This is a genomic window from Allobosea sp. CCNWLY174 (genome assembly GCF_037120455.1).
In the GTDB taxonomy this organism is placed as follows: domain Bacteria; phylum Pseudomonadota; class Alphaproteobacteria; order Rhizobiales; family Beijerinckiaceae; genus Allobosea; species Allobosea lupini.
In genome coordinates this window covers 889,332-909,523 of record NZ_JBBBBQ010000001.1, presented here as the reverse complement: position 1 = coordinate 909,523, position 20,192 = coordinate 889,332, and the positions used below count along the sequence as shown (strand labels likewise).

Annotated in this window: 20 protein-coding genes; 11 read left to right on the top strand and 9 right to left on the bottom strand. The window is 67.2% G+C overall.

The genetic code is table 11. The features are described 5' to 3' along the window. Nucleotides 1-28: 28 nt before the first annotated feature. Together V7S63_RS04425 and V7S63_RS04420 are read right to left on the bottom strand one after the other, a co-directional pair. Nucleotides 29-1,273, bottom strand: coding sequence for a threonine ammonia-lyase (locus tag V7S63_RS04425; protein WP_336529322.1), 1,245 nt, complete (start codon nucleotides 1,271-1,273; stop codon nucleotides 29-31). 25 nt (nucleotides 1,274-1,298) lie between these two features. Continuing rightward, nucleotides 1,299-2,630: a branched-chain amino acid ABC transporter permease gene (locus V7S63_RS04420; protein WP_336529321.1), complete on the bottom strand. Its 1,332-nt coding sequence runs from the start codon at nucleotides 2,628-2,630 to the stop codon at nucleotides 1,299-1,301. Nucleotides 2,631-2,781: 151 nt separating this feature from the next. On the opposite strand from V7S63_RS04420, the gene V7S63_RS04415 reads away from it, so the two are divergent. Next, nucleotides 2,782-3,519: a class I SAM-dependent methyltransferase gene (locus tag V7S63_RS04415; RefSeq protein WP_336529320.1), complete on the top strand. Its 738-nt coding sequence runs from the start codon at nucleotides 2,782-2,784 to the stop codon at nucleotides 3,517-3,519. A gap of 1 nt (nucleotide 3,520) precedes the next feature. Here the strand turns inward: V7S63_RS04415 and hemB are convergent, their stop codons facing one another. Then, entirely contained in the window at nucleotides 3,521-4,567 is a 1,047-nt protein-coding gene (gene hemB / locus V7S63_RS04410) for a porphobilinogen synthase (RefSeq protein ID WP_336529319.1), read from the bottom strand. Nucleotides 4,568-4,771: 204 nt separating this feature from the next. On the opposite strand from hemB, the gene V7S63_RS04405 reads away from it, so the two are divergent. The 4 genes from V7S63_RS04405 (at nucleotide 4,772) to V7S63_RS04390 (ending at nucleotide 8,516) form a co-directional block, all read left to right on the top strand. Continuing rightward, nucleotides 4,772-5,827, top strand: a complete 1,056-nt coding sequence (locus tag V7S63_RS04405; protein ID WP_336529318.1) for an enoyl-CoA hydratase/isomerase family protein — start codon at nucleotides 4,772-4,774, stop codon at nucleotides 5,825-5,827. A 1-nt stretch (nucleotide 5,828) separates the two neighbouring features. Continuing rightward, the gene (locus V7S63_RS04400; protein ID WP_100963087.1) at nucleotides 5,829-6,269 is read left to right on the top strand and encodes a DUF6163 family protein; all 441 of its coding nucleotides are present in this window, start codon (nucleotides 5,829-5,831) and stop codon (nucleotides 6,267-6,269) included. Nucleotides 6,270-6,475: 206 nt separating this feature from the next. Next, on the top strand, nucleotides 6,476-6,988 hold the full coding sequence (gene ldtR, locus V7S63_RS04395) for a transcriptional regulator LdtR (protein ID WP_057192211.1): 513 nt from the start codon (nucleotides 6,476-6,478) through the stop codon (nucleotides 6,986-6,988). A gap of 286 nt (nucleotides 6,989-7,274) precedes the next feature. Next, entirely contained in the window at nucleotides 7,275-8,516 is a 1,242-nt protein-coding gene (locus tag V7S63_RS04390) for a L,D-transpeptidase family protein (protein WP_091830113.1), read from the top strand. A gap of 70 nt (nucleotides 8,517-8,586) precedes the next feature. Here the strand turns inward: V7S63_RS04390 and V7S63_RS04385 are convergent, their stop codons facing one another. From V7S63_RS04385 to V7S63_RS04375, 3 genes are all read right to left on the bottom strand, one after another. Next, entirely contained in the window at nucleotides 8,587-8,871 is a 285-nt protein-coding gene (locus tag V7S63_RS04385; RefSeq protein WP_336529317.1) for a hypothetical protein, read from the bottom strand. A 111-nt stretch (nucleotides 8,872-8,982) separates the two neighbouring features. Beyond that, on the bottom strand, nucleotides 8,983-10,086 hold the full coding sequence (locus V7S63_RS04380; protein ID WP_336529316.1) for an isocitrate/isopropylmalate dehydrogenase family protein: 1,104 nt from the start codon (nucleotides 10,084-10,086) through the stop codon (nucleotides 8,983-8,985). A gap of 48 nt (nucleotides 10,087-10,134) precedes the next feature. Next, the gene (locus V7S63_RS04375; protein WP_336529315.1) at nucleotides 10,135-11,109 is read right to left on the bottom strand and encodes a Bug family tripartite tricarboxylate transporter substrate binding protein; all 975 of its coding nucleotides are present in this window, start codon (nucleotides 11,107-11,109) and stop codon (nucleotides 10,135-10,137) included. A gap of 139 nt (nucleotides 11,110-11,248) precedes the next feature. On the opposite strand from V7S63_RS04375, the gene V7S63_RS04370 reads away from it, so the two are divergent. Beyond that, a complete protein-coding gene (locus V7S63_RS04370) occupies nucleotides 11,249-11,902 on the top strand; it encodes a GntR family transcriptional regulator (RefSeq protein ID WP_336529664.1) in 654 nt (217 codons plus the stop codon). Between the two features lie 193 nt (nucleotides 11,903-12,095). Here V7S63_RS04370 and nhaA read toward each other — a convergent pair whose 3' ends face one another. Beyond that, a complete protein-coding gene (nhaA, locus tag V7S63_RS04365; RefSeq protein WP_442896411.1) occupies nucleotides 12,096-13,355 on the bottom strand; it encodes a Na+/H+ antiporter NhaA in 1,260 nt (419 codons plus the stop codon). Between the two features lie 156 nt (nucleotides 13,356-13,511). Then, nucleotides 13,512-14,720, bottom strand: coding sequence for an MFS transporter (locus tag V7S63_RS04360; protein WP_336529314.1), 1,209 nt, complete (start codon nucleotides 14,718-14,720; stop codon nucleotides 13,512-13,514). Nucleotides 14,721-14,787: 67 nt separating this feature from the next. Between V7S63_RS04360 and V7S63_RS04355 the strand changes: the two genes are divergently transcribed. Next, nucleotides 14,788-15,234 (top strand): helix-turn-helix domain-containing protein, encoded by a 447-nt coding sequence (locus V7S63_RS04355; protein ID WP_336529313.1) that lies wholly within the window; start codon nucleotides 14,788-14,790, stop codon nucleotides 15,232-15,234. A 95-nt stretch (nucleotides 15,235-15,329) separates the two neighbouring features. Further along, nucleotides 15,330-16,628: a serine hydroxymethyltransferase gene (gene glyA, locus V7S63_RS04350; protein WP_336529312.1), complete on the top strand. Its 1,299-nt coding sequence runs from the start codon at nucleotides 15,330-15,332 to the stop codon at nucleotides 16,626-16,628. Nucleotides 16,629-16,651: 23 nt separating this feature from the next. Here glyA and V7S63_RS04345 read toward each other — a convergent pair whose 3' ends face one another. Next, nucleotides 16,652-17,602: a hypothetical protein gene (locus V7S63_RS04345; protein WP_100963095.1), complete on the bottom strand. Its 951-nt coding sequence runs from the start codon at nucleotides 17,600-17,602 to the stop codon at nucleotides 16,652-16,654. A gap of 262 nt (nucleotides 17,603-17,864) precedes the next feature. Here V7S63_RS04345 and nrdR point away from each other — a divergent pair, with 262 nt between their 5' ends. The 3 genes from nrdR to V7S63_RS04330 are packed head-to-tail and all read left to right on the top strand — an operon-like array spanning nucleotide 17,865 to nucleotide 20,132. Next, on the top strand, nucleotides 17,865-18,362 hold the full coding sequence (gene nrdR, locus V7S63_RS04340; protein WP_336529311.1) for a transcriptional regulator NrdR: 498 nt from the start codon (nucleotides 17,865-17,867) through the stop codon (nucleotides 18,360-18,362). Continuing rightward, nucleotides 18,355-19,485, top strand: coding sequence for a bifunctional diaminohydroxyphosphoribosylaminopyrimidine deaminase/5-amino-6-(5-phosphoribosylamino)uracil reductase RibD (gene ribD, locus V7S63_RS04335; protein WP_336529310.1), 1,131 nt, complete (start codon nucleotides 18,355-18,357; stop codon nucleotides 19,483-19,485). The genes nrdR and ribD overlap by 8 nt, the downstream gene beginning before the upstream one ends. Continuing rightward, nucleotides 19,485-20,132 carry a riboflavin synthase gene (locus tag V7S63_RS04330; protein ID WP_091830093.1) on the top strand — a complete coding sequence of 216 codons (648 nt, stop codon included), beginning with the start codon at nucleotides 19,485-19,487 and terminating at the stop codon, nucleotides 20,130-20,132. Before ribD ends, V7S63_RS04330 begins: the two co-directional genes overlap by 1 nt. Nucleotides 20,133-20,192: the final 60 nt, after the last annotated feature.

Genomic DNA, 20,192 nt, shown 5'->3' with positions numbered 1-20,192 from the left:
GGATGGCCCACCGGACAATAATGTTTGATCAGCCGGCCGGTTCCGCAAGGCCGCGAGGGTAAATCCGCCGCGGCGCGAAGCCTTCCTGGCGCAACGCCTCTTCGATCGCGGCGGTGTGCGCCTCGTCGCGAGTCTCGATGGTGACGTCGAGCATCACGCCCTTGGCGGGAACGTCGAGGAAGAGCCGGCCATGGCTGACCTCCAGGATGTTGGCGCCGAGCGTGCCGAACAGGCTCGCGACCTTGCCGAGCAGCCCTGGCCGGTCGCTGGCGGTGAGGCGGAAGGCGGCGATGCGCTGCTCGCGCTCGAGCTCGCGTACCATGATCGCCGCGAGCAGGCGCGCATCGATATTGCCGCCCGAGAGCACGAGGCCGACCTTGCGGCCGCGATAGCGCTCCGGTTCCTTCAGCATAGCCGCGAGGCCGGCGGCGCCCGCGCCTTCGGCGAGGGTGTGCTGCAGCGTCGCGCAGGCATTGACGGCGCGCTCGATCAGGTCCTCGCTCACCAGCACGATGTCGGAGACCAACGCCTTCACCACCGGCAGGGTCTGTGCGCCGACGGTCTTGACCGCGATGCCCTCGGCCAGCGTCGCACCGCCGATCGGCAGGTCGGCGCCATCGACGGCATTGTGGAAGGAGGGATAGAGCGCCGCCTCGACGCCGATCATCTCGACCGACGGCTTCAGCGCCTTGGCGGCGATGGCGTTACCGGCCATAAGGCCGCCGCCACCGAGCGGGATCAGCAGCGTGTCGAGTTCGGGGACCTCGCGCAGCATTTCCAGCGCGACGGTGCCCTGGCCGGCCATCACAGCCGCGTCGTCATAGGGGTGGACGAAAACGAGGCTTTTCTGCGCGGCGATCTCGCGCGCCCTCTGCGTGGACTCGTAAAGCGTCTCGCCGAACAGCACGACCTCGGCGCCATGGGCACGCGTATTCTCCACCTTCACCAGCGGCGTCGTCTCCGGCATGACGATCGTCGCCGGGATGCCGAAGCGCCGCGCATGATAGGCCACGGCCTGGGCATGGTTGCCGGCCGACATGGCGATAACGCCGCGACGCCTCTCGTCCTGCGTGAGGCTCAGCAGCTTGTTGACTGCGCCGCGCTCCTTGAAGGAGGCGGTCGCCTGCATGTTCTCGTGCTTGACGAAGACCACCGCGCCGGTCAGGGCCGACAGGCGCGGCGCCGGCATCAGCGGCGTCTTCAGCACATGGCTTGCGATGGTCTGCGCAGCCGCCTCGATATCGGCGAAGCTGATCGCGAAGCCGCTGCCCATCCGTTACCCCGTCGTGTCGTTTTTTTCAGACCTGGCGCGGCGTCAGCGCGCCGTCGCCGAAGAAGCCGCCGGGGCGCAGGATCAGCGTCACGGCGAGCAAGCTATAGACTGCGATGTCGCGCTGTTCGAGCGGCATCGTCGCCGACCACAGCACCTCGAAGGCGGCGATGGCGAGGCCGCCCAGGCAGGCGCCGGGCACCGAGCCGATGCCGCCCAGGACCGCGGCGACGAGTGCCTTGAGGCCGAGCGTGAAGCCGCCGGAAAACCCCATGCCGCCATAGATCACCGTGACGATGACGCCGGCCGCGCCGCAGATGGCGCAGGCGATGATCAGCGCCCGGTCGTGCACTGCGCGCGGATCGATCCCGAACAGCGAGGCGGTCCTGGCATCGTCGGAGACTGCGCGCCAGGCCCGGCCATAGGACGAGCGGGCGAGATAGAGGATGAGGCAGGTCGCGGCGCAGAAGCCGAGCCCGGCCATGGCGAGCGAGACCGGTGTCGCCGTGACGATGAACTGCTCGGCCCGCACCAGCGGCATGGGCTCGTTGAACACCGGCGGCAGCCAGCGCAATTCGGCCCCCTGCGCGAGGCGCAGGTATTCCGACAGCGCGATGGCGAGCCCGATCGTCGCGATCAGCACCTGCTGGCCGTTGCTCTTATCGAGATGGCGCAGCACGAACCGGCCCATGGCGAAGCCGTGCAGCGCGCTGACGGCGATCGCGACGGCAAAGGCGATGAACAGGCCGGAGACCGGCGTCGAGACCGAAAGCGACAAAGTCAGCGCCACACCGACCACCGCGGCGAGTGCGCCAAGCGCCGAGAATTCGCCGAAGGTCAGCAGGATGCGGCCGTTGAGCCCGTAGATCAGCGCATAGGCGCTGGCGAGCAGCGCGTAGATCGCGGCCGAGGGCAGGGCGGCCAGGCCCTGCTGCAGACCATAGGCGAGGCCGGGCGGCACGGTCAGGAGATCGGCCCCGGGCGACATGCCGGGATCGACGGGCGGCTCCGCCTTGTATTCGAGATAGAAGCGCCGCAGCAGCAGGAAGCTGGCATCGGTCATCGGCACGCCGTCGGAGGCGAGGCCTGCCAGCGCGCCGCGCTGCAGCGCGGTGCCTTCGCCGGCGAAGATGCAGTCGATGGTGCGCTGCCGCGGGGGCTCGTCAGGCGCCTGCGCCCGGTAGACGATCCGCAGGATGTCGGCACGCGGGCCGCTGCCGGTGCCCTCGATGGTGATGACGGTGTCGGTCGGGTTCAGCGCCGGGATCGCGAGCCGGCAGGCGCGAATCTGATCGGTATCGAAGCGCCCGCAGGCGGCGAGCGCGAGACAGAGCAGAATCGACGTGAACAGGGCGCGCATCGTGGCGCACGCTAGCGCGAGAACCAGGAGGTTGGAACTCGCGGCACGCGCGCCGGGCGAGCAATCGCAGGGCTTGATAAATCGACAGGACGATGCACATCCGATCCGCGCTGGAGCACAGCCAGCACGGGCACGCAGCGGGACATCCGGCATGCAGCAGGACGAGATCTGGGACGCCGACGCGGCCAGGACCTATGACACGCCGGGGACCGGGATGTTCTCGCCGGAGGTGCTGGATCCGGCGGTCGAACGACTGGCGCAACTGGCGGAAGGCGGCAGGGTACTCGAATTCGCGATCGGGACCGGTCGCGTCGCCGTGCCGCTCGCCCAGCGGAATGTGCCGGTGGCGGGCATCGAGCTCTCGCCTGCGATGATCGCCGAGCTGCGGGCCAAGGTCGATGAAGCCACGATTCCCGTCGTCCGCGGCGACATGGCGACGGCGACTTGTCCCGGCAGCTTTTCGCTCGTCTACCTCGTCTACAACACGATCTCGAACCTCCTCACGCAGGCGCAGCAGGTGGCCTGCTTTCGCAATGCGGCGCGCCATCTCTCGCCCGGAGGCTGCTTCGTGATCGAGCTTTGGGTGCCGGAGCTGCGCAAGCTGCCGCCCGGGCAACAGGCCGTCGTCTGGCAGTCCGAGGCCGGCTATATCGGCCTCGATACCTATGACGTGCTGAATCAGCAGCTGGTTTCGCACCATGTCCGCTTTGGCGAGGGCCAGAAGGCGGAGCTATTCCGCTCGCCGCACCGCTACATCTGGCCGGCGGAGCTCGACCTGATGGCTGAGCTTGCCGGCTTTGCGCTTGAAAGCCGGCATGCCGATTGGAACGGGGCGCCCTTCACGGCGGACTCACGCTCGCACGTCTCGGTCTATCGCCTGCCGGCCTAGCTCAGCCGCGCTCCTTCAGCATCGTCGCGACCTTCGGCGCGAAATAGGTCAGCACGCCGTCGGCGCCGGCGCGCTTGAAGGCGAGCAGGCTCTCCAGCATTGCCTTGTCGCCGTCGAGCCAGCCATTATTGGCCGCCGCCATGATCATCGCGTACTCGCCGGAGACCTGGTAGGCGAAGGTCGGCACCGAGAACGTGTCCTTCACCCGCGCGATGATGTCGAGATAGGGCAGGCCGGGCTTGACCATCACCATGTCGGCGCCCTCCTCGAGATCGAGCGCGACCTCGGCGATCGCCTCGTCGCTATTGGCCGGGTCCATCTGGTAGGTGCGCTTGTCGCCGATCAGCGTGGCGTTGGTGCCGATCGCGTCGCGGAACGGGCCGTAGAACGCCGAGGCGTACTTGGCCGAATAGGCCATGATCTGCACGTCCTCGTGGCCGCCGGCGTCGAGCGCGGCCCGGATCGCGCCGACGCGCCCGTCCATCATGTCGGACGGCGCGATCACGTCGGCGCCTGCGTCGGCGAGAGCCAGCGCCTGCCGCACGAGGATGCCGACGCTGGCATCGTTCAGGATGCGCTCGCCATCCATCACGCCATCATGGCCATGCGAGGTATAGGGGTCGAGCGCCGCGTCGCAGATGATGCCGATCTGCGGCACCGCCGCCTTGATCGCACGGACTGCCCGGCACATCAGGTTGCGGCTGTTCAGCGCTTCCGAGCCGGTCGCGTCGCGCAAGGTCCGGTCGACATAAGGAAAAGGTGCGATGGCGGGGACGCCAAGCGTGGCCGCCGCCTCGGCCTGGCGTACGGCTTCGTCGATGTTGAGACGATCGACGCCCGGCATCCAGGCGACGGGCGAGACGGCTTCCGCGGAATCGATCAGGAAGATCGGCCAGATCAGGTCGTCGCTGGTCAGGCGGTTCTCGCGCACCAGCCGGCGCGACCACTCGGCCTTGCGGTTGCGGCGCATGCGGCGGGTGAGGCCGAGCGAATCGGCTGCGGAGCTTGCGGCCCGCGGCGCGGAGAGGGGCTGTGCCCGGGAAGTCATCGACGCCTCCGCCGTGAATGCGATAGTGGCTTGCCGGCGATCCCTTAGCATATCGGAAGGCGTCCAAAACAGGCGCGATGGTCGCATGGCCCAACCCGGCTCCGGCCGTGCTTTCACCCAGGCGCATCGTGCAGCGCTCCGCGTTGACAGCCACCCGGCCAGCGCCCAAACACGCCCTCAAGCCGCACGAGACGAAAGAACGCCATGTCGGACGCGCCCGAGATCATCTGTGACATCCGCGGCAGCGCCGGCTTCGTGGTGCTCAACCGGCCGAAGGCGCTGAACGCGCTCAATCTTCCCATGGTGCGCGAGCTGGCCAAGGCGCTCGATGCCTGGGAGCACGATCCTGCCGTGACACGCATCGTCGTCACCGGAGCGGGCGAGAAGGCTTTCTGCGCCGGGGGGGACATCCGCAGCCTGCACGATCTCGGCAAGGCCGGTCAGCATGACGAGATGCTGACCTTCTGGCGAGAGGAATACATCCTCAACGCCCGGATCCAGAGCTATCCCAAGCCCTACATCGCGCTGGTCGACGGTATCGTCATGGGCGGTGGCGTCGGCCTCTCCCTGCATGGCAGCCACCGTGTTGCCGGCGAGCGCTGGCTCTTCGCCATGCCCGAGGTCGGCATCGGCTTCTTTCCCGATGTCGGTGCGACTTATGCCTTGCCGCGCCTGCCTGATCACGCCGGCACCTATCTCGCTTTGACCGGAGACCGCGTCGGCCAGGCCGATGCGCTCGCGCTCGGGCTGGCGACGCATGCGGTTCCCTCGGCCCGCATGGCCGAGCTCGCCGAGGCCCTGACCGGCTCCGAGCCTGTCGATGCGACGATCGCCGGTTTCGCGGTCGATCCCGGGCCGGGCAAGCTCGCACCGGAGCGCGCGACGATCGCGCATTGCTTCGGCGCCGCGACACTGCCGGATGTCCTCGGCCGGCTCGACGCGAAGGCAGCGGCTGGCGATTCCTTCGCCGCCAAGACGCTCGCCACGATCCGGGCGAAGTCGCCGACCAGCGTCGCCATCGCCTTCGAGCAGATGCGCCGCGGCGCCTCGCTCGGCTTCGCTGAGGCGATGCAGCTCGAATTCCGCATCGTCTCGCGCATCCCGCATGGCCATGATTTCTACGAGGGCGTGCGCGCCGTGGTGATCGACAAGGACCAGGCCCCGTCCTGGCGGCCGCGGACGCTGGAGGAGCTCGATCCGGCAGATGTGGCGGCCTATTTCGCTCCGCTCGGCGCGGCCGAGTTGGCGCTGGGCGGCTGAAATGACGATACGCGACGGCGAGGTTCTGCGCGGCCCGGGGCAGGCGGGTGAGGTGAAGCGCCGGGTTCGCTGGCGCCTGCTGCTGGTCTGGCTGCTGCGCCTGCTCTCGGTGGTCTGGATCGGCAAGGGCCTGATGCATTGGATGACGATCCTTGGGCTCGGATTGGTGTTCGAGCCCGGCCCCGCTTTCGAGACGCGCCCGCTGACCTTCCAGGCGATCACCGTCTATTTCGCGGTCTTCGATCTCGTCGCCGGCGTCGGCCTCTGGCTGACCGCGACCTGGGGCGGCGTGCTCTGGCTGCTCGCCGCCGTCAGCCAGTTGCTGCTCGGCTTCTTCTTCCCGCGCTGGCTGACATTGTCGCCGGCGCTGATTGGCACCTATGTCGCGTTGATGCTGGCCTATTTCCTCGCAACCTGGGCCGCCGAGAACCAGGAATCCTGAGACGCACGCCTGCCTCGAATACGCTGGGCGATAGTAAGAATCGCTTTAGCTTAAGGGATTTGCGGTTCATTTCGGATTCACCCAAATGGGTAAATCCCTGATTCATCCTGATATTTAAACTCGTTTTCATCGGCTCCGCCTATGGTGTCTCTCAGAAGCGGACCGGGAGACAATCCTGGCCGGTCATCAACAGGCGGGATATTACCATGAAGAGCAATGTAAAGACTGTGGAGCCGGCCGCATCTGACGAGGTTCAGCTCAAGGTGAAGCCGCTTTACCTTGAGTCCCTCACCTTGGTCGAGCGGCTGCATCGCCGGCTGCTTGACGTGATCAAGGACGAGTTCGAGCGTCGCAACCGCGACGACGTCAACAGCGTGCAGGCGCTGCTGCTCTACAATATCGGTGACGCCGAGCTCTCGGCCAGCGAGCTGCGCACCCGCGGCTACTATCTCGGCTCGAACGTCTCCTACAACGTCAAGAAGCTGGTCGAGCTCGGCTTCCTCCATCATGCCCGTTCGCGGATCGACCGCCGCTCGGTGCGCATCAGCCTGACCGACAAGGGCCGCGAGGTGCATCACATCGTCAAGGGCGTCTACGACAAGCATGTCCGCACGGTCGAGCAGATCGGCGGCATCGCGGCCGACGATTTCGAGCGGATGAACAACGCCCTGCTGCGCCTCGAGCGCTTCTGGACCGACCAGATCCGCTACAAGCTCTGAGCGCCGGGCCAAGGGCCCGGTCTCGACAGTATCCCCCGCAGCGCGCTTCGGCCTCCCGGCCGGGGCGCGCGCCTGTTTCTTTACGGCAACAGTGATTTCCCTTCGGCCACAGCGATCAAACCCGCGTGAGCGCGACGCATCGCCGCCCCAAAAATGCCGCGCTCATCATACCGTGTTAACTGTGGTAAGGGATCGTCCCCAGCGACCGGCCGTGGCAGATGCCCGGCCGAAGGGGCGGGTCGCGTCCCGCTCCGATGATATTGCGAAGTCCAAGGGGTAACGATCGATGCCGAATATCCGCCTGACCCGCCGCGAGACGGTTCTGGCCCTGCTCTCGACTGCTGCCGCCGGCGCGAGCCTGCCGGCCTTCGCCCAGCAGGCCGAGTGGCGCCAGAGCTACGATGCCGGCTCGCGCAACGCCGTCCACCGCTCTTCGACCCCGATGCTCTCCCCGGCCGCGTTGGCCGCGACCGAGCAGGCCGTCGAGACTTATCGCGAGATCGCCGCGCGCGGCGGCTGGCCGACACTGCAGGTCAGCGAGCGGCTTTCCGTCGGTTCGCGCGGTCCGAGCGTGGTCGCCCTGCGCCAGCGGCTGATCATCACCGGCGATCTCGACGCTTCTGCCGGCGACAGCAATATCTACGATTCCTATGTCGAGGGCGGCGTGCGCCGCTTCCAGTCGCGCATGGGCCTGTCGACCACCGGCAGCATCAACCGCGCGACGCTGGCGGCGCTCAACGTGCCGGTCGACCGGCGCATCCGCCAGCTCGAGACCAATATCGTGCGCCTGCGCACCTGGTCGGGCAATCTCGGCAACCGCTATGTCGTCGCCAACATCCCGGCCGCTGCGGTCGAGACGGTCGAGAACGGCCATGTCGCGACCCGCCATGCCGCCGGCGTCGGCAAGATCGACCGCCAGTCGCCGCTGCTGCAGACCAAGATTCCCGAGGTCAACTTCAACCCGACCTGGACGGTTCCGGCTTCGATCATCCGCAAGGATCTGATCCCGAAGATGCAGAAGGAGCCGACCTACCTCACCGAGAACAAGATCCGCATCATCGGTCCCAATGGCGAGATCCCGCCCGAGCGCGTCAACTGGCGCTCGGACGAGGCGACCCGATACACCTTCCGCCAGGACCCGGGTGGCGAGTTCAACTCGCTCGGCTTCGTGCGCATCAACATTCCGAGCCCGCACGGGGTCTACATGCACGACACGCCGTCGAAGGGCATCTTCGGCGACGATTACCGCTTCGTGTCCTCGGGCTGCATCCGCGTCCAGAACGTGCGCGACTACATCGCCTTCCTGCTCAAGGAGACGCCCGGCTGGGATCGCGCCAAGATCGACGAGACCATTGCGTCTGGCGAGCGCGTCAATGCCCGCATCGCCAATCCGGTGCCGTGCTACTGGGTCTACATCACCGCCTGGGCCACGCCCGACGGCGGCGTGCAGTTCCGCGATGACATCTACAACAAGGATGGCCTCGGCCCGGCGGCCGTCGCCGCTCTGCAGGGCGACCAGGACATCTGATCCTGGCTTCGGCCGGTCGACATCACGAGCCCCCGGCGAAAGCCGGGGGCTTTTCTGTTGATCTGGCAGATTATTGCAGACGGCTCTTTGTCTGCCGTCTGACCTTGGCGACCGTGTCGAGGATCGCCACCGCCTGGCGCAGTTCTGCATAGGTCGGATCGGGCCTGCCGCCCGGTTTCAGCAGATCGGTGGCCGCCAGATGAATTCGCTCGAAATAGGGCGCGAGCTCGTCCGCGCAGGTGCCGGCCCGTTTCGCCGTACGGGCGAGCGCCTTGGCAGTCAGGGAAGAGGGCCATTTCTGGAGGTCGCAGGCAAGGCGCTTGATCGCGGTTACGGAATGATCGGCAGTCTGCATCGTTAGGCTCCGGCCGCGCCCCGGACCTGGCAGCGCCTCCTCTCAATCCGCGAGCAGGCGGGACGTTCCCGCCTGGCCATGACCTCCGTGGGACCGCCGATTGCGCCAGAGTCAGGCCGCCTCTGCGGCCTCTGCCAGCATGCCGAGAACCTGTTCCGCGAAGGCTCGCGTACCGAGCGGGCCGCCAAGATCGCGCGTGCGCAGCTCCGGCGCCTTGATCGTCAGGTCGATCGCCCGCTCGATAGCCTCTCCTGCCTGCAGCAGGGCAGGGGCCTGCCGCCGCTCGCCGAGCCAGGCGAGCAGCATCGCGGCCGAGCCGATCAGCGAGGCCGGGTTGGCGAGGTCGCGACCCGCGATATCAGGCGCCGAGCCGTGCTGGGCCTGCGCCACCGCGTGATCTTCGCCGGCATTGAGCGAGGCGGCGAGGCCGAGGCTGCCGGAGATTTCCGAGGCCTGGTCGGAGAGGATGTCGCCGAACATGTTGGTGGTGACGATCACGTCGAAGACGCTGGCGTCGCGCACCAGCAGCGCAGCCATGGCGTCGATGATCTTCTCCTCGTATGCGACATCGGGATAACGCTCGGCCACCGAGCGCACGCATTCGAGGAAGAGCCCGTCGGAGATGCGCAAAACATTGGCCTTGTGCACGGCCGTGACCTTGCGCCGACGCTGGCGGGCCAGTGCAAAGGCGCTCTCGGCGATGCGTAGGGAAGCCTGCCGCGTCACCTTGCGGAACGACATGGCGAGGTCCGGCGTCGGCATGATCTCGCCGGGGCCGAGATGCATCGAGCGGTCGGAATAGAAGCCTTCCGTGTTCTCGCGCACCATGACGAGGTCGAGCGGCTTGCCGCAGCGCGGCGCGAAACCTTCGCGCGAGCGGGCCGGGCGGATATTGGCGTAGAGGTCGAGCCGCTTGCGCAGCTGTCCGGACGGGTTGAGACCCCCCTTCTCGGCCGGCGGATACTCGTTGTGCGAGACCGGGCCGAGGATGACGCCGTCCGTCCGTTTTGCCGCCGCGAGCACGGTCTCGGGGAAGGTCGTGCCCTGATTGGCGAGCGCCGCGAATCCGATCTCGGCACGCTCAAAAGCGAGTCCGAAGCCGAAGAGCTTGCTTGCCGCGTCGAGCACCTTGCAGGTCGCCGCCGCGATCTCGGGGCCGATGCCATCCCCTTCGAGGACGAGCAGGCGCAGGGCAGGTGAGGTTGCGTCGGTCATGTCGGCGTCAGTCCGGAAGTGATGAAAGGGAAAGGGGACGAGGAGGCGTCACTCGATCTTGATGTCGGCCTCGGCGACGACCTTCGACCACTTCTCGCGCTCGGCCTTGACGAAGGCGGCGAACTCGGCGGGCGTATTGCCGATGGGCTGGGCGCCTTCCAGCTCCAGGTTCCTGCGCACCTCCGGCAGGTTGATGATGGTCGCGACCTCGCTGCGCAGCTTGTCGACGATCGCCTGCGCTGTGCCCTTGCGCACGAAGACGCCGTACCAGCCGCTCGCCTCGTACCCGGGCACGCCGGCTTCCGCGAGCGTCGGCACCTGCGGCAGCGCCGGAGCCCGCTCGGCCGTGGTGACGGCGAGCGCCTTGAGGCCGCCGCCGTTCACATGGCCGATCGCCGAGGGCAGCGTCGCGAACATCATCGGGATATGGCCGCCCAGCAGGTCGTTGAGCGCCGGGCCGGCGCCGCGATAGGGAGCGTGCTTCAGCTTGACGCCTGCCATCAGCTCGAACAGCGCAGTGGCGATGTGGTTGGCCGAGCCGTGCCCGGCGGTGCCATAGGTCAGCCCCTCCGGCTGCGCCTTGGCGAGCGCGACCAATTCCGCGACCGAGTTGGCCTTGACCGAAGGGTGGACCAGCAGAAGCAGCGGCGCCTTGGCGATCAGCGTCACCGGCTCCAGCACTTCGGCCGGGTCGTGCTTCAGGTTCTTGAACAGGCTCGGATTGACAGCCATCGGGCCGATATTGCTGATCAGCATTGTATAGCCGTCGGCCGGGGCCTGCGCCGCGGCCGTGGTGCCCAGATTGCCGCCGGCGCCGGCGCGGTTTTCGACGACGACGCCGACCCCGAGCCGATCTTGCAGCTTCTGCGCCACCGCCCGCGCGATCACGTCGGTGCCGCCGCCGGCGGCATAAGGCACGACCATGGTGATTGCCTTGCTCGGCCAGTCCTGCGCTTTCGCAGCGATGGCCGGCAGCGCGGCGAATGCGGCAGCGAGCAGGAACCTTGGAAACCGGCGTAACATGATGCCTCCCACATTGTTTTGATTTTTCAGTATACCGAAGTATGCTGAATTGAGCCGCAGAGGCAAGCGTTGATTTCGGCGCAGGGCCGGGCGATCAGGGCATCGGGCCTGGAGAAATGGGAGAGGGCGCAGTTTGACGGTGTTCGCCGATGTCCAGCCGGTACGCTCGCTCGCGGGCCAGGCTTATGCGCGCCTGCGTGAGGCGATCGACGCCGGCGAGCTCAAGCCGGGCATGCGCCTGCGGGAGGAGGATCTCGCCACCCGTCTGGAGATGAGCCGTACGCCCTTGCGCGAGGCGGTCCGCCGGCTCGAGGCCGAAGGCTTTTTCACCCGCGATTCGCGCACGCTCGTCGTGATGACGCTCGACCATCAGGCGGTGTCCGAGCTTTATGCGATGCGCGAGGTGTTGGAGGGAACTGTCGCCGCCTTCGCCGCGCGCCACGCCTCCGAGGGCGATGTCGCGCTGCTGCGTGATCTGCACGCGATCGAGGCTGGGCTGCTCAGCCGCCCGCAGGAGCTGGCGCGTCACAATGAGCGCTTCCATTCGGCACTCTATGGCGCCGCGCATAACCGCTATCTGCTGAAGGCCCTGAACGCGCTGCGCGATGCGCGTGCGCTGCTCGGCTCCTCGACATTGCTCGATGCAGATCGGGCGGGACAGGCCCATGCCGAGCATGACGCGATTGTCTCGGCGATCGAAGCTCGCGATCCGATCAGGGCGGAGGCTGCCGCCCGCGATCACATCAGAGCCGCTGGCCGCGAACGGCTGCGGCGGCTGATGCAGGCGGGCTGACCCGCCTGCGGTGGGATCGAATCAGGCCAGATTATCGGCGATCAGGAAGCCGAGCAGCGATATGCACCCCATCACGATCGAGATTTCCAGAAGACTGAAGCCCATTGCCACCTCCGCCACTGCGCAGACAACGTCGAGGCGCCGCCTTGGTTCCGCCGCAGCTGCGGTGATTGTGTGATCGTCAGATCGCCTCTCAGCGGGCTCGCCTTTGTGGAGCGATCGCCGCCACGGGCACATCCTCCTTGACCAGATGCCGGCCGGCGAGATGGAGCACGACATAGCCGATCACCGCCGACAGCGCCGAGCCGGCGAGCACGCCGATCTTGGTGGCGTCGTTGAGCGCGGCGCTGTTCGCGAAGGCCAGCGCCCCGATGAACAGGCTCATCGTGAAGCCGATGCCGCAGAGCAGCGAGACGCCGTAGAGCTGCGCCCATGTCGCCTTGGCTGGCATGGTGCCGAGGCCGAGCCGCACCGCAAGCCAGGCGAAGCCGAAGACGCCGATCTGCTTGCCGAGGAAAAGTCCGAGCACGATGCCGAGCGGTACTGGCGTCAGCAGGAGCGAGGGCGACATGCCGGCGATCGAGACGCCGGCATTGGCGAAGCCGAAGACCGGCACGATGAAATAGGATGACCAGGGGTGGAGCCGGTGCTCCAGCGTGTGCAGCGGCGAATGCTCGGGCTCGTCGCTCTCCTTGCCACGGCCGCCGAGCGGGATGGTCAGCGCCAGCGCGACACCGGCGAGCGTGGCGTGGATGCCGGATTTCAGCACGAAGAACCAGAGCACGGCGCCGATGGCGAGATAGAGCGGCAGCAGGCGGACGCCGCGCAGGTTGAGCGCGATCAGGATGGCGAGGCAGGCGGCGGCGCCGGCCAGCATCGGCAGCGAGAGATCGCCGGAATAGAACAGGGCGATGATCAGGATCGCGCCGAGATCGTCGAGAATGGCGAGCGCGGTCAGGAAGATCTTGAGCGAGACCGGCACGCGCGAGCCCAGGATGGCGAGCACGCCAAGCGCAAATGCGATGTCGGTGGCAGCGGGGATCGCCCAGCCACGCAAGGCTTCAGGGTCGCTGCGGGCGAGCGTGGCATAGATCAAGGCGGGCGCGATCATGCCGCCCAGCGCAGCCAGCGCCGGCAGGGCGCGGCGGCTCCAGGTTGCGAGCTGGCCTTCGATGAACTCGCGCTTGATCTCCAGCCCGACGAGCAGGAAGAACAGCGCCATGAGCGCGTCGTTGATCCAGTGCAGGATCGAAAGGCCGGCGACCTTCGCCTCCAGCAGCTTGAAATAGACCGGGCCGAGCGCCGAATTGGCGATGATCAGCGCCAGAGCGGCGGAGAAGACCAATAGGACACCGGCCGCCGCACCGCTTTCCAGGAAGGCGTGCAAAGGCGAGCGGCGTTTCGGCGGCCACTCGGGCTGGTGAGCTTCGATCTCGTCCGTCTGCTGCACCACGCCGTTCTCCTTCCGCCGGTTTCCGTTTCACCCGGCTGCTGCGACACCCCGATGTCGTTTCGATTGCAGCCGAGGATTGCGCCAAAGGAGCGAGTCGGCTGCTCCGGGTTGTGAATAAAGCAGACTGCGCACGAGGCAGCACTCCATATCGCCGCACTATCGTCGGCGCAGCCTGTCAGCGGCACCGGTCAGCGCGGCCGTGACGGTCATGGCCACGAGCAGCGCTGACGTGCCGCCGAACAGATTGGCGTAACCGAACCCGGCGATCACCGGCGTACTGAGCAGGGGCGAGCAGAACTGGCCGATGAAGATCGAGGCGGTCAGGATGCCGCCGGCGAGCCCGCGCTTCCGCGTCGGTGCGAGATTGAGGGCGAGGGCGACGAAGCTCGGCGAGACCAGCGCATAGCCCGCGCCGATCGCTGCCACGGCCGCAAAGATCGCCGGAGTGGTCGCGGCGAGCAGCAGCATGAGGAAACCCACCGACATCGCGCCATGGCCGAGCGCGAAAATGCCGGCGTAGCCGACAGCGCGCTGGATGCGGGGATAGAGCAGGGCGAAGCCGCCGCCCGACAGCATCAGCACGCCCAGCGCCGAGCCGGTCATGATCGCGCTGTCATGGCCTCGCGCATCCAGGAAGAAGGACAGCTGCGTCGGCATGATGAAGAAGATCATGTTGGTCGTGCCCTGCAGCAGCACCAGCAAGGCGAGGGGCAGTCGCCAGGGACGGTCATCGCCTCGATCGCCCGCCGGTTGCGCGCCGCCTGCCGACGACGGGCGCGGCGGGTCGGTGATGACCAGCCACATCAGCGGCAGGAAGGCAGCCGCCAGACCGTAGATCGCGAAGGGCAGGCGCGGCGACAGCGTCGCGGCCCAGCCGGCGGTGAGAATGAAGACGAGCCCGCCGAGATTGCGCGCCGAGATCTGCAGGCCGGTCAGCGCATTGCGGTCGCCGCCGGTGAAATAGTCGCCGATCAGCGCTGTCTGCGCCGTCATGATCAGGGCGACCGCCACCCCCAATACGAGCCGGCTGGCGAAGATCGCCGGCAGGCCGGGCAGGACGAGCCCGGCGCAGCCTGACAGCACGAACAGGATCACGCCTACGAGCAGTAACCGGCGCCGTCCGAAGCGGTCGGCCGCGAGCCCGGCGAGTGGTGCAAGAACCGCGACGCTGAGCGAGGGTGCCGGCACCAGGAGCCGCGTCAGCAGCGCGGCGTTGGGATCGTCCGCGAACAGCCGTTCCAGCCCGGGCAGGGCCGGGGCGATCGTCGCGTTCGCCATGGTGGTGAGCGATGCCGCCATCAGCAGGGCGATGGCGCGCCGATCCTGCCAGACCGGAATTTGCCTTGAAACGAGAACAGCTTCCATGATGAACCTCTTGCCGAAATGATGCGTTCGGCAGAGCGTACAAATTCAAGTCGACTTGAGGTCAAGCATGACTGTTCTGGATATCGGCGAGGTCGCCGAACGCGCGGGCGTCGCGCCCTCGACCCTGCGCTATTACGAGGAGATCGGCCTGATCGCCTCGCTCTGGCGGCGGGGCCTGCGGCGGCAATTCGATGCCGACGTGCTGCTGAAGCTGTCGCTGATCGCCATGGGCAAGGCGGCCGGCTTCTCGCTGGAAGAGATCGCCGGCATGTTCGGCCGAGACAGCAGGCCCGATATTCCGCGCGACCAGCTGCGCCTTAAGGCCGACGAGCTGCAGCGCCAGATGGCTGAATTGCGCACGCTGCGTGACATACTGCGCCACGTCGCGGACTGCCCCGCACCCTCGCATCTGGAGTGCCCGACCTTCCGCAAGCTGATGCAGGCTGCCTCGCGCCGGAAGCTCGTCTACCGCCCGTCCGTCCGGCGTTCGGGCGCGCGCCGGGCGGCTCCTTAGCCGCGTCCATCTAGCGCTTGGACAGCCTCACTCTGCGTGATAGGGACCGCGCGGGGATCGGCCGGGATCGGCCGCCGCATTCTTAGGAGCCGGATATGACCGAAGCCGCGCGCGACAAGCACCTCTCCAACTCCTTCTTCGGCGCTGGCCTTGCCGATGTCGATCCCGAGATCGCCCGCGCCATCGAGCTCGAGCTTGGTCGCCAGCGCGACGAGATCGAGCTCATCGCCTCGGAGAACATCGTCTCGCAGGCGGTGCTCGAGGCTCAAGGCTCGGTGATGACCAACAAATACGCGGAAGGGTATCCGGGCCGGCGTTATTACGGCGGCTGCCAGTTCGTCGACATCGCCGAGAAGCTCGCGATCGAGCGCGCCTGCCGCCTGTTCGACTGCCAGTTCGCCAATGTCCAGCCGAACTCCGGCAGCCAAGCCAACCAGGCCGTGTTCATGGCGCTGATGCAGCCGGGCGACACCTTCATGGGCCTCGATCTCGCTGCCGGCGGCCATCTTACCCATGGCGCCCCGGTCAACCAGTCCGGCAAGTGGTTCAAGGTCGTGCCCTATGGCGTCTGCGTCGTCGACCAGCTGATCGACTATGACGCGATGGAGCGTCTCGCCGTCGAGAACAAGCCGAAGATCATCGTTGCCGGGGGGTCGGCCTATGCCCGTCACTGGGACTTCGCCCGCTTCCGCGAGATCGCCGACAAGGTCGGCGCCTATTTCATGGTCGATATCGCCCATTTCGCCGGGCTGGTCGCCGGCGGCGCCCATCCCTCGCCGTTCCCGCACGCCCACGTCGTTACCACCACCACGCACAAGACGCTGCGCGGCCCGCGCGGCGGCATGGTGCTGACGAATGACGAGGCGATCGCCAAGAAGATCAACTCGGCGGTGTTCCCGGGCCTGCAGGGCGGCCCGCTGATGCACGTCATCGCCGCCAAGGCGGTCTCGTTCCACGAGGCGCTGCAGCCGGAGTTCAAGAGCTACGCCCATGCCGTCGTCGCCAATGCCAAGGCGCTGGCCGAGACGCTGAAGAGCAAGGGCTTCGACCTCGTCACCGGCGGCACCGACAACCACCTGATGCTGGTCGACCTGCGCTCCAAGAAGGTCACCGGCAAGGCGGCCGAGGCCGCGCTCGGGCGCGCTCACATCACCTGCAACAAGAACGGCATCCCCTTCGATCCGGAGAAGCCGATGGTCACCTCCGGCATCCGCCTGGGTACGCCCGCTGCGACCTCGCGCGGCTTCGGCGTCGCCGAGTTCAAGAAGGTCGGCGAATTGATCGCCGAGGTGCTGGACGGTCTCGCCGCCAATGGCGAAGAGGGCAACGCCGCCGTCGAGCAGGCGGTCAAGGCCAAGGCCCACGAGCTGACGGCGCGCTTCCCGATCTACTGAGAGGGAGGCGTCCGGACCGCCTTCTACGGGAAGGTCCCGGTCAGCTTGATCATGAACAGGTTCTCCGGGCCTCCGGGCGCATCGCCCCGGTTGGTCCGGCTGAGTTCTGCGTTGAGGTCGAGCCCTTTGGTGATCTTGTAGCCGGCAGAGGCGCTACCGCCGAACTGGCCGTCCTTGACCTGCGCCGCCACCGAGACATTGAAGCGGTCGTCCGTCGCGCTCAGCTTGAGGTTGAGGTCGACGGTCGGCTTGGTCACGTCCTTTTTGACGATGCCGCTGAGCTCGAACGAGCCGTACTGGACCATGACCTCGCCCTCGACCTTCTCGATCGCGGCCGATTTGGTCACCACCTGCATCGAGAGATCGAGCTTTAGCCGGTCCCATTTCAGCTTGCCGGTCAGTTTGGCACCGACCAGCTCGGCGGTCGGATCGAAGACGATGCCGCCGACGCCGAGTTTCAGCGCGCCGAGCTTGACGACCTCGAATTTGAGCTTCTCCAGCTGCTGCAGGCCGAGCGTCACCGCCCCGTTGTTCGGCTTGGTGACGAAGAGGGCGGCGCCCGCTCCGAGCGCCAGCGCCGCGCCGACGACGTAGACGATGCCCTTGTGCTGATCGACCCAGACGCCGAGCGCCGACGAGCTCGCTGCCGCTTTGAACGCATCGACCTGCTTTTCCAGAGCCTTGTAGTTCGACGACTTCTTGATCTGCTTGAAATACTCGTCGGCCGCCTTGGACAGCACGTCGTCGCCGATCGAGCGCAGCTTCTGGATGTCCTCGGACGAGAGCTGGGTCGTCTGGCTCTTGAGTTTCGCGTTCGCGAAGCTCAGCAGACCCTTCTGCGCTGTCGACAGGACGACAGGGCTCTTGAGGATCTCTGCGAGGCGTTCGGGAGACCTCTGGATTTCGCTGTCGAGAAGGTCGAAGGCCAGGACGACCAGGCCGCCGAAGGCGTCGCCGACACTATCATTGGACATCTGCGTAACTCCGATTGGCGAGCTTTGTGGATCGGGAGGCAGGCGCAGGCGGGTCGCAGAACGATATCCTGCTATGGGCAAGGCGCATCGTCCGGCGTCATGTTCTGGCGAGGGCCGCGATCCGGTGCCGGAGCGTCATGCGATCTCGTGCTTGCTCCCTTGCCGCCGGCTGGTCGTTTTTCGCTGGCCTGCGACGGCATGGCTGAGGCAAGGAAGGGCCGCGGGCGCTATCGTCCCTCAAGCTAACCTGAAGGCCCCATTCATGCGCTGTCCCTATTGCGGCTCGCTCGATACCCAGGTGAAGGATTCGCGGCCGACCGACGACCACGCCTCGATCCGGCGCCGGCGCGTCTGCCCCGATTGCGGCGGCCGCTTCACGACCTTCGAGCGCGTGCAGCTGCGCGAGCTCACCGTGGTCAAGCGCTCGGGCCGGCGCACGGCCTTCGATCGCGACAAGCTGCAGACCTCGATCGAGGTGGCGCTGCGCAAGCGCCCGGTCGCGCCCGAGCGGATCGAGCGCATGGTCAACGGCATCGTCCGCCAGCTCGAAAGCTCGGGCGAGGGTGAGATCCAGAGCTCGGCCGTCGGCGAGCTGGTGATGGAGGGGTTGAAATCGCTCGACGACGTCGCCTATGTCCGCTTCGCCTCGGTCTACCGGAATTTCCGTGAAGCCCGCGATTTCGAGGAGCTGCTCGGCCAGCTCGGTAGCGATGAGATCGAGCCTGTGGCCAAGCCGGCGCCCGCCCGCGACGATGCCTGATCAGGACGCGATCGACCGCGCCTTCATGGCGCGGGCGCTGGAGCTCGGCGCGCGTGGGCTCGGCCAGACCTGGCCGAATCCCAGCGTCGGCGCCGTCGTCGTGCGCGATGGTCCGGACGGCCCGGTAGTCGTCGGCGAGGGGCGCACGCAACCCGGCGGTCGCCCGCATGCCGAGGCGATGGCTTTCGAGAACGCCGGCGCAGCGGCGAGCGGCGGCACGCTCTATGTCACGCTGGAGCCCTGCTCGCACCGCACGATCCGTGGCGGCACGCCTTGTGTCGAGCGTACCTTGCTCGCCGGCGTCCGGCGCGTCGTCTCTGCGATGTCGGATCCCAATCCGCAGATCGCCGGTCTCAGCCATGCCTTGCTTCGCATGGCAGGTGTGGAGGTCAAGCTCGGCGTGCTCGAGGACCAGGCGCAGCGCAGCCATCGCGGCCATGTGCTGCGGGTGACCGAGGGACGGCCGATGGTGACCTTCAAGGTCGCGCGCACGGCCGATGGCTTCGCCGGCGGGGTAGGGGGCGCTAGGCTCGCCATCTCATGTCCGGAATCCGGCGAATGGGTACACCGCCTGCGCGCCAGCCATGATGCGATCATGCTCGGCATCGGCAGCGTCCTTGCCGACGACCCGCTGCTGACCGTGCGCCTGCCCGGACTCGAAATCCGCTCGCCGATCCGTGTCGTGCTCGATTCCTCTCTGCGCCTGCCGCTTGCCGCCAAGCTGGTGCAGGGGGCGGCGACAGTGCCGCTCTGGGTGATCGCGGCCGAGGATGCCCCGGTCGCGGCCGAGGAGAAGCTGGTCGCCGCCGGCGTCGAGGTCATGCGCGTCTCGCGCGGCGCCGACGGCCATCTCGACCTATCGGAGGCGCTGCGACTGTTGGCGGCCCGCGGCATCACCCGCGTCTTCTCGGAAGGTGGCCCGACGATCGGCGAGCAACTGGCGCTGCGGGGCCTTGCCGACGAGGTCATCGTCTCGACCTCGCCGAAGCCGCTCGGGGCCGAGGGCGTCGTCGCCGTCAGACCGGGGCTTGCGGCGCTGCTCGCCGATCCCGAAATCTACGCCGTCACCGAAGCCGGGCAGATCGGCTGCGACCGTTTCGAAGCCTTCACGAGGATCGCCTGATGTTCACCGGCATCGTCACCGCCATCGGCACCGTCACCCGCTCGCAGACCAAGGGCCCGAGCCTGAAGCAGTTCGATATCTCGTGCCCGTGGGAGGCATCCGGCATCGAGCTCGGCGCCTCGATCGCCTGTGCCGGCGTCTGCCTGACTGTCACGGCCCTCAAGCCGCGCGAGGATGGCGAGCCCGGCTGCCTGTTCCAGGTCGAGGCGGCCGCCGAGACCCTGGCGAAGACGTCCGTCGGCGCGTGGATGTCCGGCACGAAGATCAACCTGGAGCGCTCGCTCAAGATGGGCGACGAACTCGGCGGTCATCTCGTCACCGGCCATGTCGACGGCGTCGGCACCATCCTGACGATCGACGAGATTGCGCCCGACCCGAGCGAGCCCTGGGGCGCGACGGCCCGTTTCCATATCCGGGCGCCGCAGGGGCTCGCTCGCTTCATCGCCGCCAAGGGCTCGATCTGCCTCGACGGGACGTCGCTGACCGTCAACACGGTCGAGGACGACGTCTTCACCGTGCTGCTGATACCGCATTCCTTCAGCGTCACAACCTGGGGTGAGCGCCGGAAGGGGGACGGCGTCCATGTCGAGGTCGATCTGATGGCGCGGTATGCCGCGCGGCTTGCGGAGGCGCGTCCGGGGGGCTAAAGCCGGCCCAACGCTTAGCCCTCATCCTGAGGAGCAGTTTCCGTCGAAACAGCTCCTCAG